The sequence below is a fragment of the Mucilaginibacter rivuli genome (assembly GCF_019391655.1).
Taxonomy (GTDB): domain Bacteria; phylum Bacteroidota; class Bacteroidia; order Sphingobacteriales; family Sphingobacteriaceae; genus Mucilaginibacter; species Mucilaginibacter rivuli.
Genome location: NZ_JAHXPQ010000003.1, coordinates 407592 through 422683, shown reverse-complemented (window position 1 = coordinate 422683; position 15092 = coordinate 407592). Strand labels below are relative to the sequence as shown.

General features: G+C 39.6%; 19 protein-coding genes. 3 read left to right on the top strand and 16 right to left on the bottom strand.

Annotated features, from left to right (window positions below):
* The first annotated feature begins 5 nt into the window (after nt 1–5).
* Nucleotides 6–590, top strand: a complete 585-nt coding sequence (locus KXQ82_RS09115; protein ID WP_219487872.1) for a riboflavin synthase — start codon at nt 6–8, stop codon at nt 588–590.
* 1 nt (nt 591) lies between these two features.
* Here KXQ82_RS09115 and KXQ82_RS09110 read toward each other — a convergent pair whose 3' ends face one another.
* Nucleotides 592–1116, bottom strand: a complete 525-nt coding sequence (locus KXQ82_RS09110) for a hypothetical protein (RefSeq protein ID WP_219487871.1) — start codon at nt 1114–1116, stop codon at nt 592–594.
* A 201-nt stretch (nt 1117–1317) separates the two neighbouring features.
* Between KXQ82_RS09110 and KXQ82_RS09105 the strand changes: the two genes are divergently transcribed.
* Complete coding sequence (locus tag KXQ82_RS09105; protein WP_219487870.1) at nt 1318–2412, top strand: acyltransferase family protein; 1095 nt, start codon at nt 1318–1320, stop codon at nt 2410–2412.
* Between the two features lie 5 nt (nt 2413–2417).
* Here the strand turns inward: KXQ82_RS09105 and KXQ82_RS09100 are convergent, their stop codons facing one another.
* The 7 genes from KXQ82_RS09100 to KXQ82_RS09070 all read right to left on the bottom strand — a co-directional run bounded on the left by KXQ82_RS09100 (nt 2418) and on the right by KXQ82_RS09070 (nt 6959).
* Nucleotides 2418–2915: a hypothetical protein gene (locus KXQ82_RS09100; protein ID WP_219487869.1), complete on the bottom strand. Its 498-nt coding sequence runs from the start codon at nt 2913–2915 to the stop codon at nt 2418–2420.
* Nucleotides 2916–2953: 38 nt separating this feature from the next.
* Nucleotides 2954–3166: a hypothetical protein gene (locus KXQ82_RS09095; RefSeq protein ID WP_219487868.1), complete on the bottom strand. Its 213-nt coding sequence runs from the start codon at nt 3164–3166 to the stop codon at nt 2954–2956.
* A gap of 35 nt (nt 3167–3201) precedes the next feature.
* On the bottom strand, nt 3202–4125 hold the full coding sequence (locus tag KXQ82_RS09090) for a hypothetical protein (protein WP_219487867.1): 924 nt from the start codon (nt 4123–4125) through the stop codon (nt 3202–3204).
* A gap of 125 nt (nt 4126–4250) precedes the next feature.
* Nucleotides 4251–5267: a hypothetical protein gene (locus KXQ82_RS09085; RefSeq protein ID WP_219487866.1), complete on the bottom strand. Its 1017-nt coding sequence runs from the start codon at nt 5265–5267 to the stop codon at nt 4251–4253.
* Nucleotides 5268–5325: 58 nt separating this feature from the next.
* Entirely contained in the window at nt 5326–5580 is a 255-nt protein-coding gene (locus KXQ82_RS09080; RefSeq protein WP_219487865.1) for a hypothetical protein, read from the bottom strand.
* Between the two features lie 315 nt (nt 5581–5895).
* Nucleotides 5896–6501, bottom strand: a complete 606-nt coding sequence (locus KXQ82_RS09075) for a hypothetical protein (protein WP_219487864.1) — start codon at nt 6499–6501, stop codon at nt 5896–5898.
* A 41-nt stretch (nt 6502–6542) separates the two neighbouring features.
* Complete coding sequence (locus tag KXQ82_RS09070; RefSeq protein WP_219487863.1) at nt 6543–6959, bottom strand: hypothetical protein; 417 nt, start codon at nt 6957–6959, stop codon at nt 6543–6545.
* Between the two features lie 10 nt (nt 6960–6969).
* Here KXQ82_RS09070 and KXQ82_RS09065 point away from each other — a divergent pair, with 10 nt between their 5' ends.
* Nucleotides 6970–7218, top strand: coding sequence for a hypothetical protein (locus KXQ82_RS09065; protein ID WP_219487862.1), 249 nt, complete (start codon nt 6970–6972; stop codon nt 7216–7218).
* A gap of 100 nt (nt 7219–7318) precedes the next feature.
* Here KXQ82_RS09065 and KXQ82_RS09060 read toward each other — a convergent pair whose 3' ends face one another.
* From KXQ82_RS09060 to KXQ82_RS09025, 8 genes are all read right to left on the bottom strand, one after another.
* Nucleotides 7319–7615, bottom strand: a complete 297-nt coding sequence (locus tag KXQ82_RS09060; protein ID WP_219487861.1) for a hypothetical protein — start codon at nt 7613–7615, stop codon at nt 7319–7321.
* Between the two features lie 77 nt (nt 7616–7692).
* Nucleotides 7693–8862, bottom strand: coding sequence for a head maturation protease, ClpP-related (locus KXQ82_RS09055; protein ID WP_219487860.1), 1170 nt, complete (start codon nt 8860–8862; stop codon nt 7693–7695).
* A 292-nt stretch (nt 8863–9154) separates the two neighbouring features.
* The gene (locus KXQ82_RS09050; protein ID WP_219487859.1) at nt 9155–9649 is read right to left on the bottom strand and encodes a hypothetical protein; all 495 of its coding nucleotides are present in this window, start codon (nt 9647–9649) and stop codon (nt 9155–9157) included.
* A 98-nt stretch (nt 9650–9747) separates the two neighbouring features.
* On the bottom strand, nt 9748–10788 hold the full coding sequence (locus tag KXQ82_RS09045; protein ID WP_219487858.1) for a hypothetical protein: 1041 nt from the start codon (nt 10786–10788) through the stop codon (nt 9748–9750).
* Nucleotides 10789–10857: 69 nt separating this feature from the next.
* Entirely contained in the window at nt 10858–11127 is a 270-nt protein-coding gene (locus KXQ82_RS09040; protein WP_219487857.1) for a hypothetical protein, read from the bottom strand.
* A 200-nt stretch (nt 11128–11327) separates the two neighbouring features.
* Nucleotides 11328–12830 carry a hypothetical protein gene (locus KXQ82_RS09035; RefSeq protein ID WP_219487856.1) on the bottom strand — a complete coding sequence of 501 codons (1503 nt, stop codon included), beginning with the start codon at nt 12828–12830 and terminating at the stop codon, nt 11328–11330.
* Between the two features lies 1 nt (nt 12831).
* Nucleotides 12832–14631 carry a hypothetical protein gene (locus KXQ82_RS09030; RefSeq protein ID WP_219487855.1) on the bottom strand — a complete coding sequence of 600 codons (1800 nt, stop codon included), beginning with the start codon at nt 14629–14631 and terminating at the stop codon, nt 12832–12834.
* 6 nt (nt 14632–14637) lie between these two features.
* Complete coding sequence (locus tag KXQ82_RS09025; RefSeq protein ID WP_219487854.1) at nt 14638–15090, bottom strand: hypothetical protein; 453 nt, start codon at nt 15088–15090, stop codon at nt 14638–14640.
* Nucleotides 15091–15092 lie beyond the last annotated feature (2 nt).

Sequence of the window (15092 nt, the reverse complement as noted above, 5' to 3'; positions counted from 1 at the left end):
CAACTATGTTTACAGGTATAATTGAAACTTTAGGTAAGGTTACTAATTTGGAGCACGACAAGGGTAACCTGCATATTACTGTAATGTCGCCTTTATCGAACGAATTAAAGATAGATCAATCGGTAGCACATAATGGTGTATGTTTAACCGTTGTATCATTGTCAGGCACTACTCATACTGTTACCGCCATAGAAGAAACCCTGAATAAAACCAATCTTGGCGGTTTACAAATAGGCAGCCTTGTTAATTTGGAGCGTTGCATGCAAATGAACGCCCGGCTTGACGGGCATATTGTACAAGGACATGTTGACCAAACCGCTGTTTGTACTTCATTTAAAGCGCTTGACGGTAGTTGGGAATATCAATTCACTTATGATGGTGCTAAAGGAAATATAACTGTAGAGAAGGGCTCTATTTGCGTAAACGGAATTAGCCTTACTGTAGTTGGTTCGAGCCTTAATTATTTTTCAGTTGCGATAATACCCTACACTTTTGAACATACAAACTTACAGCATGTAACTGAAGGGGCAACTGTAAATCTTGAGTTTGATATTATTGGTAAATATGTAGCACGGTTGATGCAGCGATAGATTAATAATCGCTGTAAACTATTTTTGTTACTTTGCCGCTATCGCTAAGGTCATATTCCAGAAATTGGTTTGTGGCCAGGTCTGAATCTTTAACATCAAGTAGAGCCGCGTTTTGCAAAATTTTATAATGAGGTAATTCGTTTGATGGTGTTCCTACCGCCATATATTTATGTACACTACCTAAGCTAACTTTGTATTTATGCGATGTTAGCTCAAAATCGGTTAACTTGTTGTGAACGAAATAAAACTTATCGCCATCGTAGTTTAAAACTGTGCCTTGCTTGTAATTTGCCTGCGACGAAAATGAACTTACTTGTTTTGGTTTTCCTAGCGCTGTGATAACCGACTCTTTTGACGCCCCAATTTTAACAGTATTATTACCTGAGGGAAGTTTTATCTCCACATCTTTAACATCTATGCTGTTTTTAGGGAAGAAAACACTTTTTATGCCAATTGCGGCCGTAATAATTACGAACAATGTCGCTATACCTAATATAACATATCTTTTGGGCTGGTGTTTTCTCATAGCACTTATCTTTTAGGAGCATGTAATTAATATACAACTCATTATAAGATATAAAATTACCAAAAGGTTTAAAGGATTTTGGTATTTTGGCTAAAAGTGGTTAAAAACAGACGTATTGGTAAGGGATGTAGGGCGATTGCCTATCTTACTTTAACTTTTAATAAAACAAGCAAATATGGTATATTTTTATAGTTTTGAAGAATGAAGCGAAATTTGCAAATTGATTTTCTTAGGTTTTGCGGCGTTTTTTTGGTGATGATTAATCATATTATTATCCTCGGTAATTCTGCTTTAGATAATATACTCAAGGTTTTTAAAACAGGTGGTTGGGTAGGGGTAGACCTTTTTTTTGTATTGAGCGGCTATTTGGTATCTGGTTTAATAATAAAAGAATATCAAACCCATGGTACTTTTAATGCTAAACGCTTTCTTATAAGACGTGGATTTAAAATTTACCCATCATACTACTTGTTTCTTGGTACTGCTTATTTTTTTTTCACATATCTTACTAAAGATCCTCAAAATAAAGACAGCCTTTTTCATGAAGCTGTCTTTATATCAAATTATTTTAGTGCTAATAACCAACATACATGGTCTATTAGTGTCGAAGAACATTTTTATTTTCTACTTAGCATCTTGTTTTTTTTTCTGATAAAATTCAAAAAAGTAAAATTGAAAACTTTCTTTTATGTGTACCTTTTAGTTTTTATTGTAGGCCTTTTATGTAGGTTGGATAATTACTTAACTTACCACAATTATGACTTTGGACGCGATTACATAAAAAGTCATTATAGGTTTGATGCATTGTTTTTTGGTGTTGTATTATCGTTAATAGCAAATTATAGGCCGAGTCTGCTTGAACGATTATTTGCACATAAAGTAAATGTTTTTTTATTGCTATTAAGTGTTCTATTTGTTGCCACTAACTTTGTATTCGATCGACAGAGTTATCCTATAATATCGGTTGTGAATTTATCATTAAATCCTCTTTGTTTTGGTTGTATTCTTCTCAATTGTATTGCATTCACAAACAAAATGTTTCTGAAATTGATAACCCCGTTTGCTTACATTGGTAAATATTCCTACTCTGTTTATTTGTTTCATACACTTTGTATGGCTTTATCTATTCATATTTTTAAAACAGGAGGAATTACATATTACTTATTTTATTTCGGAACAGCCATTATAGGAGGGATTATAATAAGCAAATTGGTGGAATACCCATTAATTGGTGTAAGAGAACGGTATTTTCCAAGCAAGTCGGGTAAACCCAAAACAGAAATAGAGGTAAAGTAATCTTGTTAGGTTATCAACTTGAATTTTCGCGCTGTATAAATTAGTAAACTTACAATAGCTAAAAATACAGTCAATGCAATTATCCAATTTCGCCCATTGGTATTAGTCGCTTTAGTTTTAACTTTAGTAACAACGTCTTTTTGATAAATACTACTGTCTGATTTTAGTTTAGCAACACTTATTCCATTAGTTTGTGACAAACTTTCACTCCTTACCCTTTCATTCTCGCTGCCTGAAAAATATTTGATGAGTTTGGCTTGACCAGTGTAATTAAAATTGTTGTTGCCTGTAATCATAATCTTTTGTTCAATACCATTGTCGGGAATGATCACAATCATAGCTGAATCGCGAACTTTTTCTCTCTTGTTGGTCTTAAGGTGTTTTTGACTGGTATCAATAACTGTCGAATCACCTTTTTGGAGATTAATAATACTACTCTTATTGGATGTTTGGGTTTTTGTTAACACTGTGTTACGTGTTTTGCAACTGGTAACAAAAGCCATCAGTACAATTATAATGTGTATTTTTTCATTTGTATTATTTATTTTAAATGTTCAATGTTTTCCATTCTTTTATCAAGCTGTCCTATTTGAGATTTTATCATTTCAATTTGGGCGTTTAAAAGTTGACTGTCATTTTTTAAACTGAAGTATCCTGTCATGATGCCTGCGGTAGCGCTTATGGAAAACGCCATTAATAGATATAAAACTTTAAGAGTGATACCGCGGATTTCGCTGCTTTCGATTGTAGTCATATTTAAAATTTAAAAATGTAGTGTGTATATGATAGCTACCATGATGATAACGAAGACCTAACCCAAGTGTCGGTAGCTATGCATACATAAATGTAGTTTGATGTGAACCTAATTTCGCCCGTGGTTCCGATGTCGGTTGAACTTCCTGGGGCTATATTTAAGGATGAGAGCATATACTGCGGAAATATCGCATTACCACTGGAATCAATTTTTGCTGTAGTTGTACCAGCATTGTTCTGTATTTCAATCAAATTCCCTGTTTGCGTAATTGCTGATTTAATCAAAAAACCGATAGCTGAACCATCTTGTATTGGAATTGCCACATTTGATAGATTTCCGATTGACGGTATAGGTGATACACTTCCTTTTTTTCCAATAAGCATTAAGCCGTGATAAGCCGTAATCATACTTTCTTTACCTGATATTGGAAAAATTCCTATATCAGCTCCCATTGTCCATGAGCCAGCACTTTGTATGGTACTTGATGTATATATTTTGCCGCCATCACCGACATAAAATTCTAACCCATTAGATTGATTAACAACTTTTAATGCATAATGACCAGATGTGTTCTTCTTGATTAGGAGGCCGTTTCCATAAGAGCCGTAATTTTCTAATGACATTGCGAACCTGTCAAAATCGCTGGTGTTAACACACCAAGAAATACCCATTTGTGAGGTTGTCATTCCTTCATTATCGATTGGAGCAGAATTTGTATTGGATAACCATGTTGCAGGATAAAGCTGCCCAATACCAACATTATTTGTCTGACTGACTTGCAAAGCAGGATAAATTATATTGTAGGCTTGTGCTGAAACTGTTTGTGAAGTAGAAACTTTTAATTGTGTCGGAGAAACGATTCCAGTAATAAATCCAGCATTTACTCCGTTTGCAAATATTAACGTCTGACCTATCATTGCTGATGTCCATGAAGTTCCAACACCATTTATAAAAGCCATAGTTTGTGAAGCTAAACCCACAGAGTATTGTAAGTTTAAAGTAGACAAAGGATTTAATAGTGAGTAGTTTGCTCCAATAGCTAATCGTTTAGTTGTATTATCCCAAAACAAAGCATTATCATTACTTAATGCGTTGGCGCAGTCATCATGTTATAATACATGGTGGCATCGCGTATTTGTTCCTGGTTAAAAAAGCCTGAACCATCGGTTACCGAGAGCAGTATTTTAGGGATCAGCCAGTTGCGGATGATCTTATTGGTAACCTTATTATCGGTATATTCAAAAAGCTTATCATTGGTGGTATTGTTAATAGCAACAATTTCGGGCACTTCTTCATCTTTTTCAATATCAACAACCATAATATCAGCACCACCAGGGCCAACAAATTCCTGCAGGCCACGCTCAAAATCATCCCTGTCTTCCTGGTCGGCAAATTTGCCTTTGTGAACCATCAGCGTTTTTGCGCTGAAATTATTTTGCAGGTTTGTAGTTGTACGGATATCCGAATTTATCTCGGCTTGCAGGCTTTCTACAATGGCATCGCATGATGCAAGGGGATAGCTATGTTCATCCATACTTACATAAAGCAACTGGCCTTTGTAAAAGTCCCAACCGCCCACACTTTCGACCTGGTTTGCTATGGCATCGGGCGAGAGATTAAAGGCATGGAACCAGGTGATCAGGTCGGTACGTATGTTACTCCGTTTATCGCGACTCCAATCATTATATGTTGCGAAATCAAAACCGGTTTCATTTTTACGGCCCTCGGCGCTCATCCTTACATGTTCAAAAGGGATATGGAACAACTCGGTTATTTTACCGGCAGCATTTACATTAATGTGCAGTGAAAATCCGCGAAAGCGTGCAAGGTCTTTTTTTACCAGGTGCAATATTTTATCCATGGTTTGCCCTTCGGTGTTTACAACCGATTGATAAAAGGTAACATCGGCGAAGCCCGAACCACCAATAAACCGGCCATAGGTATCAATGCAATTGCGCGCTGTAGGTGATGAGTTGGTAATGGAATAGATCCGTTGCGGATATGCATTATCCTCATCATAATTTACGATGCCGTACGTACGATTTTCGCGTTGCGTTATCCGTTGGATAGTTTCTCTGGTGTTGTTAGTTGATATTCTCATTGTCCGATTATTTTCACCGTAACGGCGAAGGGTTTATTAAGTAGCCTAAGCGGGTGTATTATATGGATTGCTGTTCTTCCTGCATATCTGCAGGTGCTTTTGCTACTTTGGAGGTTTTATTTGGGCTTTGCGCTGCATCTTTATTAATGACTTCCGGCAGTACTTCAAAGTGTTTTGCCAGCGATGGGTGCTCCAATAGTAGTTTTTCGGCAGCCTCATCGGTAAGGTTATCGTTGGTCAGGGTATCGCCACCAAAACTGGTTTGGAGGCTGCGGCCTGGTTTTAAGAGGTATTTACGTTTAGTTAGACTCATGTTGTTATTATTTATTGGGCTGCTATGCTTATTTAAAGCCAGTATTTCTGGATTTTGAAGTAGGCCTTTTGATAACAATTGCCACAGCCCTGTTGTATGGTTTGATTAAATAGGGCCTGATAAACCTGATTGAGCAATTGTATTGCTTCCGGATGTTTTTGGGATATTAGTATACCCCAGTTATCGGGCAGATTAATTGTTTGGTCCATATGGTTTTTGTAATAATCTCCGCCCCATGATAGCGCACGCAAGCCTGGCAGCATAGGACCGCCGCTCAATAACATGATGCCTTTTACGAGGCCGGAGATTGGGGTGTTAGGCTTTAATTAATGATAACAGCGCAGCCTTGGTTGTGGCATAGTCTGTAACAAAGAAGGTAGCGGGCATGTGTGGCTCTTTAAAGTTACCCGGAGAGGTAAGATTAAGCTCATAAGCACCTTCGGAGTGGGTATCATTAGGATCTGATTTTAGGGTGGTTAGCTCTAAGCCTAAATCTGTGCCGAACACTTCAAAAGCAGAATCGCCGGATTTATGGATGTTTTCGATGATAGCTACTACACGGTTTGTACCTAATTTTTCTATTTCGGCTTTCACATCAGAGCCCTTGGCGAACACTACAAAATCAACCATGTGATCGTAGCGGGCGCTGTAATCTTTTTTAACAAATACGGCCTTGGGTTTTACCGAGGTATTGTAACCCTCGTAACGGAAACCTTTTGCCACCACAGCAGGTGTTGCGCCTACTGCCGGTGTAATGGTTGCCATTGTAATGTCTGTAATTATTTGTGGGTTTACAGTATCCCTAACGTAAGCTACAATATCGCTACGGTTAAAAAGGTATACTACAGATTCTACACCACCAATTACTGGGTTGGTGCAATCGTAAAGCATGTTTTGGATTAATTTTCCGCAAATGGCCATAATTATTGATTTTTTTGATGATTGATTTGATGAATGAATGTTTAATATGCCACCATTGTTAAATGGTCTTCGGCTATTTTAGCATCGATGTTGAAAGCATAATCTACAATATATTGCTTTGTTTTTTTCTCGTAGAACGGATCAAGCTCGCTTAGTTTGCTTATCTCTTCAGTACCAATCTGCAGGTTACTTTTGGTGGTGAAAAGGGCACGGTGTGGCTGATTATACTTTGTGCCATTGTGCTCATAAGCTTTGATATGCCTGTCTAAGAAATGGAACGGTATTACATCAATACCATCAATCTTAAAGGTATCTATACCGCTTTCGGTGCGCTCATAAGCCAGCTCAATATTGGTTACCGCTTTGCGTTCACGTGCATATTGATCAACTACTGATTGTGTGGCGACGATGATCTTATCCTTTGCTCCACGTAAGCGTAGATCGGCGTTATAGATCATACTTTCAAGTGTGTTTGTTATTACGCGGTTATCGGTATCTGTAGCTGTGAATGCCTGGTTTGTAAATGTTGTACCTGCATTTTTGGCTATGGTTACTTTTTTGGTAGCATCAGCGGTTGCAATGGCTGTCGCCTGTGCCCAAAAGCCATTAAAGGGTGTAAAATACTCAGGATTTACAGCGTTGTTTAAGTATCCACCATTGGTTGTTGTATCTGCAGCTGTATTACCTAACCATGCCAGGCGCAGGGCAGTTTCATAAGCAGCCAGCGAGAAACGCTCTTCGATGAATAATGCAAAATCTGTATTGGTAAGATCGGGTTTTTGGACGCCGTTTTTTAAACCCCATACAAAGAATGAGTTTAGAAGATCGGTATAACACTCGGTATGCGGTCGCCTACATATTGTGGCTCCCAGAATTTTTCGATGGGCAGGATAGCCGCAGTACTGGCGGTTGGTTCGCAGGCGGTAAATTTTTTGCCCATTAAACCAAACTGACCCAGGTATAACATTTGCTGTTTGGCCTTAATGCCGTTTACAACAGTATGAAACTGATCAATGGTTGGGTTTTGAAATACCGCCTGGTAGAACGCCTCGCGCAAGCTCATTACTTCTTTACCGTCGAAGGTTACGGTTGATAAATTGATGTTTGATGACATTTGTTGATTATTAAGTTATTGATTTGATGAAGGACAGAGAGGGCCGTATACAGCCATAAAAGAAGAAAGGGCGGAGACTAAGCTTTTTGCTTTTTAGCTTTTAATTCGGCACGGCGGGCTTCCATTTTGTCGGATAGGTTGGCGCTATTTGTTTTATTAGAAGGCCTATTAAAGCGGTTTTCGCGCTTGTCCGGGCGATAGGTTGAGCGGGCTAGCTGCAATGCTTTTGATGCGCTGTTGAGGACAGTTTCGCTTTCGGCCATTGCGTTTTCAAGCTCCTGTTTTTCTGCTTTTAACAAGGCTAATTTTTTACGTAATGCTGCTACTATGGCTTTACCTGTAGGGTCGTCATTTGTACCGGTACCATCATTCGGTTGGGTTAGGTTGGTTACCAATCCGTTAGCTACCGAAATGGTGGTGCCATCTTCAAATTCGTAATCACCATCTGCCGCGGCAATCGTCATGGCATCATCACTGTAAACCGCGGTGCCTTCAGCCAGGTCGCCATCAAAATAAAGATCGCCTGCATCCCCGGAAAGGGTTTTATTAGCCGCTTTGATGGGCTCGTTACTAAAATCTTTTAACAGATTTTTAAGCCCAGTTACCAGCTGTGTGAATGTTCCGGTTCGATTCTTTTGGTTTTTTTCCATACTTGTGTTTGTTTGATTTTTTACTATGTAAGGGTTGTTTAATGCATTGCGGTACATTGCCATGGCCTTTACCGTATCGATAATGCCGGTAGCAAATTTTAGCTCGACGACAAGCTGTGGACTAATCAGTTTTTCTTCGTTCATGTAGCTTTGTAATAGGGCTGCTTCTGCCCCTGTTTGCTGTTTGTAGAAGTTGAGAAGGCGATTTTGTTCATCTTCCAGTTCATTGGCGTATTGACGGAACTGATTTGCATTGCCTTCCGCGTTTCCCCATGGATTATGGATAAGGAAGCGGGAGTTTTCGGTTAGTTTTCGCTCGGTACCGGCCATGAAAATGACTGTGGCGATTGAGCAGCACAGCCCCTCAACAACGGTGGTTATGGGTTTGCCGGTATTTACCAAAAAATCATGAATGGCAAAACCTTCAAAAACTGAACCACCGTTGGAGTGGATGTGGACGACGACATTGGTACAGGCGCTATTAGCGTTGTAGGCATCTTTAACTGAGGAGAGGGATACCGCGCCTGACTGGCCGAGGTTGGGAGCCTGGATGTTGACGATGTCGCCGTAGATGTATATGTGGCAGGTTGTAGACATGGTTGTAAATTGAGTTAAATTACTTTGATTTCTATTGTAATATTATTGGACGGAGTTTTAGCTTAGTTTTTCATAATGATGATTGTTTAAATTGTTTAAAACTGGTTTTATAGAAATTCTAAAGTCATTTATTCAGATCGAGCATCAAATGATGGAAGATTGATTAATGATAGAACTATTTTTGGTTAGATAAGCAGCTACTAACTGATGTGCCGCATGTTATTATTGATTATAACTTTCATTACAAAAGTAATACTTTTATTTCAAATACACAAGTTTATTTTAAAAAATATCAGTTTTCCTTTTTATCAAAATTACCTGTAATACATATGATATATGCCTGTATTTCAATAGCCAGATCGGGTGTAACGGGCACATCAATACCGGCTATTTGATACTTGGTTATTTTTTTGGTTTTAAACCAAACTAAGGTTTCAGGTTTAATAAGCATATCGGTTTGGTAGTAGTAGCCATCGCGGGCATTGAGGTATTTATGGCTTACCCGCTGGCCGAAAAACTTGAGCGATTTACCATCATCAAAACGAACAAAGAGGCCACCTTCTTCAGCAATAAACTCTGATTGCTGTGTAAGGTTAAAGTTTAACCACAGTTGGGCAGTATCTGTTATTATCGCCTTTACATTGATGTTCAGTTCGGGGCTTTTCCAGGTTATTATTTTTTTTACTGCATCGGTATCACGAACGATATCATCGCAATAGTTATTTTGCGCTACAACAAGTTTAATAAAGCATATTAAAAATAAGGTTAGGCAAAAGTGTTTTTTCATTGGTAAATTAAATCAACAGCTAAATATATAAAAAAGTGTTGAATTTTGAACATAAGGAGTTTTCTTTGATTCAAAGAAAACTCCTTAAACAATACCTTTTAATAATCGCTGCTTTTTTGAGCGGTCTTTTCTTTTGCGAGTGTAGTGTCTGTATAAAATAAGTTAAAATGCAAATCTTTTGCAATCTCTAAACTGATATTATTCTTATTATTTGTTGTCCAGAACGCATAATATAATCCTTTTCCGAATGTAATTGCCTGAACATCATATTCACCTGTACCTGTATCATAAGGAGGTTGAAATTTTTTGGTTATAACTGCCGGGCCATAAACATTATTTAACTCGCTTACGATGGTATTGAATTTGCTAATTACAACACCTTCGTCTAAAGTGGGAAATAATACCAATGCCTGATAAAACTTTCCGTTAACAAATCTTAATCCCAAAGCATCGACCTTACGTTCAGTAAAAACAACATTTTCAAAATGAAGTTCATCAGCTTTTGAAGTTTCAGTGATAAGTTTTCCACCTTTTGCTATAACTGCAGCTTTTGCTTCATCCATACTTGCACCGAATTTTATTCCCCAAAAACCATCTATTGATTTTTTTTCGTTTGCGTTAACTACGGGTACCGGACCCTGGGTAAAGGTATCAAGACAATTTGCGTAAGCCATTAACTTGCCTTTTGGGTTACCTAAACCTCCATATACTTTTTTATCTCCAACGGAATACAATTTGAATTTTTTGATTTTAAGTTTTGCAAATTCTTCATCAGTTAAACTAATTGCAGCAGAATAAACATATTCATTGATCGCGTTTTTTTGACCAACTTTAAAAGATAAGTTTGAGAATTTTATTACATCGCCATCTTCAAATGTCATTGATGCATCTGTAATTGTTTTATTAGGATCATCCATACATAGTCCAAGACGCAGATAGTAATGAGTACCTTCATCGTTTATTACTTTAGCCAAACTTAATACTCCTACATCTTCTTTTTTATCACCTGGTGTAGGAGACATATAAATAACTCTTGCATCTGTTGCATCTTTTGTAATATCCTTACAATAGTCGGTTTGCGCGTTTGATGTATTAAAAAGTCCGATCAATAAAGTAATTAGTGGGAGTATTTTTTTCATGATTCTTATAATTTTTTATAAAAATATAAAAAGGTTTAAATAAAACAATACTAAATATATTAGTTTTTTTTAAAAATTGCTCATGGCCTGTAACATGGCTTTATTTTGAAGAGACGCCTGTACATCTTCGACGACTAAAATTTGCCTTGGCATATTTGTGGCAAGGGTTTTAGCCATATCATTTAGCGCACGAGTATTGGCCAGATCGGAGTAACCATCGTTTAATGTATTACTGCCATTAAATAAGCCGCCTAATGCATAACCATTTCCCTGATTTGTAGTATTAAATGCTCGACCGCCGCCTGCCTGGTTAATTGCGGATAGGATAGGGGCGAACATTTCGGTTGAACGGGCATTAATTACCGCTTCGCCGTTGCTTAATTTGGCATTAATGCTATCACTTGTGCTATGGCCCGGCCCGTTAAGGTAGGCACCGTAACCATCTGATAAATACAGACCACCTCGGGCGAAACCTTGTGGGTTTACACTGTTTAATGCAGCTGTTTGTTTAACTCCGTTTTGAATTGTTGAGGCAACATCTATAACACCTTGTGCAATATCGCGGGCGAACCATTGCCAAAGGTTTTCGGGCTTACATTATCATCTTCGGAATAGCGGGCTTCGTTCTGCTGGCTATAGCTGCCTATCTGAATATCAATATCTTCCATATTGCCGGTTATCCTGGTGCTCCAGTCTTTACTATAAGGGATATTTTGGACAATGTAATTAAATGGTACAATGGTTACAGTTTTGTTTACGCTATCGGCCTGGATAATTGCACAGAACAGGAATGATATGTATTTCAAAAAATCGGCGCATGACATATCAGGCAGCACAGCCTCAACCTGCACTTGTTCACCAAAAACAACGGCTTCATTAACGCGTGTTATTTTGAGTGTAACATTTGGGAATACGGTTTGAAAGCAACCATACAAAGCACCGATATTCATATATATCTTATCGCCGGGTTTTAGTACTACCCCTTTTGCGCTGATGTGCATATCTCTAAACTCGGTACGGAAATGGCCAAAGCCACCGCCTGGTACAAAGTCGCCATCGTTAATGCGGGTTTGTGTTCGGGTTATTACATTATCAAAGCCGCTTTGGATAACGTGTAATTGATAATCGCCACCATCTTTATGCGCGCCGCTGTAGGTTTCGCTCCATATTTTATCGAAGGTATAATTAATATCAACGGTCATGATCTCGGTGGCAGTGAAGTACCTGCCATCAAAAGAATGAGCGTGCCCACCGGTGGTAGAAAAATCGAGAAACCAGTCGGAACCTCCGCCGCCGGGATCGGCAAAAACTTCGGAGTAATTTCTGGTCACCACTACGTTCTGGTTGGTTTTGACATCAATAAATCTTTGCGAGTGAAGGAATTTATCATCGCAGAAAGGCAATATCAATTTATCATATAAGATATTAGTGACCGGATCTGCCGCTATATTATCAATAAGCTTATAGCCGACTCTTTCTACTATCTTTTTTACCGTTGTTTTAGCAAATACTGCGGGGCGCATTTCGTGAATGGCTATGGCTTGGCCGTGTATATCGGCAGTGTTATTGGTTATGTTGCCGTAATTTATAACAGGGTATATATAACCATCAGTATTTAAGCGCGAGGCTATCACATTCTCATTGTTCCAGATGTGATCATACTGGCTTAGATCCAGGTCGCGCAGGTTACCGGTTATCAGGTCGAAAAAATCGGTATTGCCACTGCTGATCACAATTTTCAGGCTTCCGCCGGATGAGCCAATGATGCGCAGGTTACCGTTGGGGATAACATCCACACCGTTTTGAATATAGCGGCAAGGGAGTTTGCGCCGTATTAAGCTTTGGCCATTAAAATTTATATCATCGGGGTAACCCAAAGCAGCACGGTTTTTTGCAGTATCGGGCAGGCTTATAGAATTTGAAATATTGCCCTGAACGCTTTTAAGATCGCTAAGGGTATTGATGGCATAAGAAAGTGCTATCAAACTGTCGTTAGGCAGGTCGATGAGTATATCGTTAACGTATAATTCTCCGGATTGCATATTAAGCGCGTTGTGTGTTTATTTCTGGTAATAAAAATCTGATCTCGAAATCGCCAATGCCGCCGCTTGTTTGGTACATTTTAAGCGATTTGGTGTCGATAATAACGGCTTGCCAAATATTGAGTTCCTTATTAACCAAACGGTAAACCTTTGGAGAATACATGAGGGTTGATAGCGCCTCTGCCTCATCGATGCTTACATCATTAACACCCGCTGTAATTGATTTTTGAGCATTGATGCTCACCTGCTGCTGGGTGCCATCGGCTGTTGCATAATCAGATATATAAGTTTCAGTGATAACAGAATTATTAGTGGCTATTTCATGCAGTTGATTTTTGATGAACATATAATACATCCAGCCACCGGTAGGGCCTATCCATTTAAGGTATTCGTAAGGCAGGCCGTTACATGGAGAGTTGTCGAGCAATAAACGCCTGGCTTCGGTTATTTGAATATTGGCGCCTGAGGTATTGGTGTAAAATAGAAATATATCTAACCAAATACTATTTGCCGGGATGTTTTGTGTAATGCGTAAACGGTTAAGGCCAAGTTTATTGTACAGTACACCCGGTGTCTGCTTTTCTATCAATAGTTTACTGCCATCATTATTGAGCAAAACAGATCCGTTTTCGTTCAGGAGCATAAGTTCGCCCAGGGCGCCGCTGATATTGCCGTTGATATCGATACCGTTGCCGCCGAGTTTTATCTGGTAGCCGGCAATCAGTTCGCTGTAAATAAAGCTGAGATCGAAGGGCATATCGGTGTAGAAGCGCGGGTTTTTAAAATCGTTTAAAAATTTGGCCGGGTGCGTTTGCCCGGCAGTGGGCAAAGTAACGTAAGGCTGCATGTTGCCACCTGTAGGGTTACCAATTTGCATAGCCGAATAGGTAACGTAAAAAGGGTTACCGGCGCTTACCCAGGGGCCGAGTACCTCGTTATTACCGGCATCGCGGGTAACGGCGCAAAACCTTAACGTGTAGGATGCGCTGATGTTGGCATCGCGATAGTTTATGGCGGTATAGTTATGATCATCCCTGGGTTTTAAAAGGATGCGCAGGTATTTTGATATATCGGCCCGGCAATTGCCTGATAGGTCGGCGGTATGGTCGGCTGTCATTACATTGGTGGCGCCATCATAGCCACTTGTTATTTCTGTGCGGAACTTAGTGCCCGGAGCGCCGTGATACTTAAAAACTACCGGGTTAAACAATGCCGACCAGCGCGAGTTGTTGTAAACAGGGGTATCAACAAGGCTGTAAGGCGGCGGGGGAGTGGCCGGGGTGGTGCTTACAGTAAAATCAAAGCTGCCGGAGCATGTATTTGAATCGATACATTGCGCGGTATAAGTGCCACCTGCCAGGCCCGTAAAAATGTTGCCACTGGTCCAGGTGATGCCATCCAGGCTGTATTGTATAGGTACTGACGATGTAGCATGTATGGTTGCCGTGCCGTTTGCAGCCCCGGCCGAAGTTTCATTAGTTGTGGTTACGCTGCTTATCAATAAATCGCAGCCAGGGCCGCTGCCACCACCGGCGGTGGAGTGGTAAACAGTAGCATAGGGATATTCCAGTTCGGCTTTTATTTCGACTATATCGCTGCCATAGGTAGCTGTAAATATGGTGTCGCCTGCATTTCTTCCACCACGTTCGGAGGGTGAAAAGAATAGTGAGAGCTCGGGTTCGGCAGCATGATGTGAGGAATCTTCAAAATCAACGGTGAGGCCATCAAAAGTATGGGTATAGGATATAGTGTAATATCCGTATGAATTTGAAAAGGTATCAATGACTACAATAGCTGGCATGTTATGTTATTTAAAGTTGATCAATTGGTCAAAAATTTCTGCTGATGCCTGGTCGGCGTACTGTGATGCTATTTTATCAAAAACATCATCCAGCGTATCCAGGTTAAGAGGCACGCTCAGCACTCCGGAGTTGCCTCCCGCGCGGTAAAGCCTGGTGCCATGTTTATGTATAGTATTGGCAACGGCATAAGGGTTTATATTTAAACCTTTTGCCTGCAGCCAGTCTTCAATTATTTCGGCCAAATCAGGGTTGCCTCCGGTAGCGCCGCTGTGGGTTGGGCCACGCCCATGCTCCATAAAATAGATATTGCTGTTAGCCTGTAACTCGTAACCGTTTTCGGTTGGAATAACCTCTAATGAAGCAAGCGTTTTGCCTGTGGCCGACATCCCTTTTTGTATGGCGCTATCTATTATTTGCTGGCGTATGGCGTTAAAGTAATCCTGTAAATGCTGGTCCATGT

Coding starts and splice junctions, on each gene's coding strand:
- KXQ82_RS09110 (WP_219487871.1), bottom strand. CDS start 1,116: ATGAGAAAACACCAGCCCAAAAGATATGTTATATTAGGTATAGCGACA.
- KXQ82_RS09090 (WP_219487867.1), bottom strand. CDS start 4,125: ATGGCTTTTATAAATGGTGTTGGAACTTCATGGACATCAGCAATGATA.
- KXQ82_RS09060 (WP_219487861.1), bottom strand. CDS start 7,615: ATGTCATCAAACATCAATTTATCAACCGTAACCTTCGACGGTAAAGAA.
- KXQ82_RS09095 (WP_219487868.1), bottom strand. CDS start 3,166: ATGACTACAATCGAAAGCAGCGAAATCCGCGGTATCACTCTTAAAGTT.
- KXQ82_RS09030 (WP_219487855.1), bottom strand. CDS start 14,631: ATGCCAGCTATTGTAGTCATTGATACCTTTTCAAATTCATACGGATAT.
- KXQ82_RS09075 (WP_219487864.1), bottom strand. CDS start 6,501: ATGGCCATTTGCGGAAAATTAATCCAAAACATGCTTTACGATTGCACC.
- KXQ82_RS09050 (WP_219487859.1), bottom strand. CDS start 9,649: ATGAAAAAACACTTTTGCCTAACCTTATTTTTAATATGCTTTATTAAA.
- KXQ82_RS09100 (WP_219487869.1), bottom strand. CDS start 2,915: ATGGCTTTTGTTACCAGTTGCAAAACACGTAACACAGTGTTAACAAAA.
- KXQ82_RS09045 (WP_219487858.1), bottom strand. CDS start 10,788: ATGAAAAAAATACTCCCACTAATTACTTTATTGATCGGACTTTTTAAT.
- KXQ82_RS09025 (WP_219487854.1), bottom strand. CDS start 15,090: ATGGACCAGCATTTACAGGATTACTTTAACGCCATACGCCAGCAAATA.
- KXQ82_RS09115 (WP_219487872.1), top strand. CDS start 6: ATGTTTACAGGTATAATTGAAACTTTAGGTAAGGTTACTAATTTGGAG.
- KXQ82_RS09070 (WP_219487863.1), bottom strand. CDS start 6,959: ATGATCTATAACGCCGATCTACGCTTACGTGGAGCAAAGGATAAGATC.
- KXQ82_RS09085 (WP_219487866.1), bottom strand. CDS start 5,267: ATGAGAATATCAACTAACAACACCAGAGAAACTATCCAACGGATAACG.
- KXQ82_RS09080 (WP_219487865.1), bottom strand. CDS start 5,580: ATGAGTCTAACTAAACGTAAATACCTCTTAAAACCAGGCCGCAGCCTC.
- KXQ82_RS09035 (WP_219487856.1), bottom strand. CDS start 12,830: ATGCAATCCGGAGAATTATACGTTAACGATATACTCATCGACCTGCCT.
- KXQ82_RS09040 (WP_219487857.1), bottom strand. CDS start 11,127: ATGTTCGCCCCTATCCTATCCGCAATTAACCAGGCAGGCGGCGGTCGA.
- KXQ82_RS09105 (WP_219487870.1), top strand. CDS start 1,318: ATGAAGCGAAATTTGCAAATTGATTTTCTTAGGTTTTGCGGCGTTTTT.
- KXQ82_RS09055 (WP_219487860.1), bottom strand. CDS start 8,862: ATGTCTACAACCTGCCACATATACATCTACGGCGACATCGTCAACATC.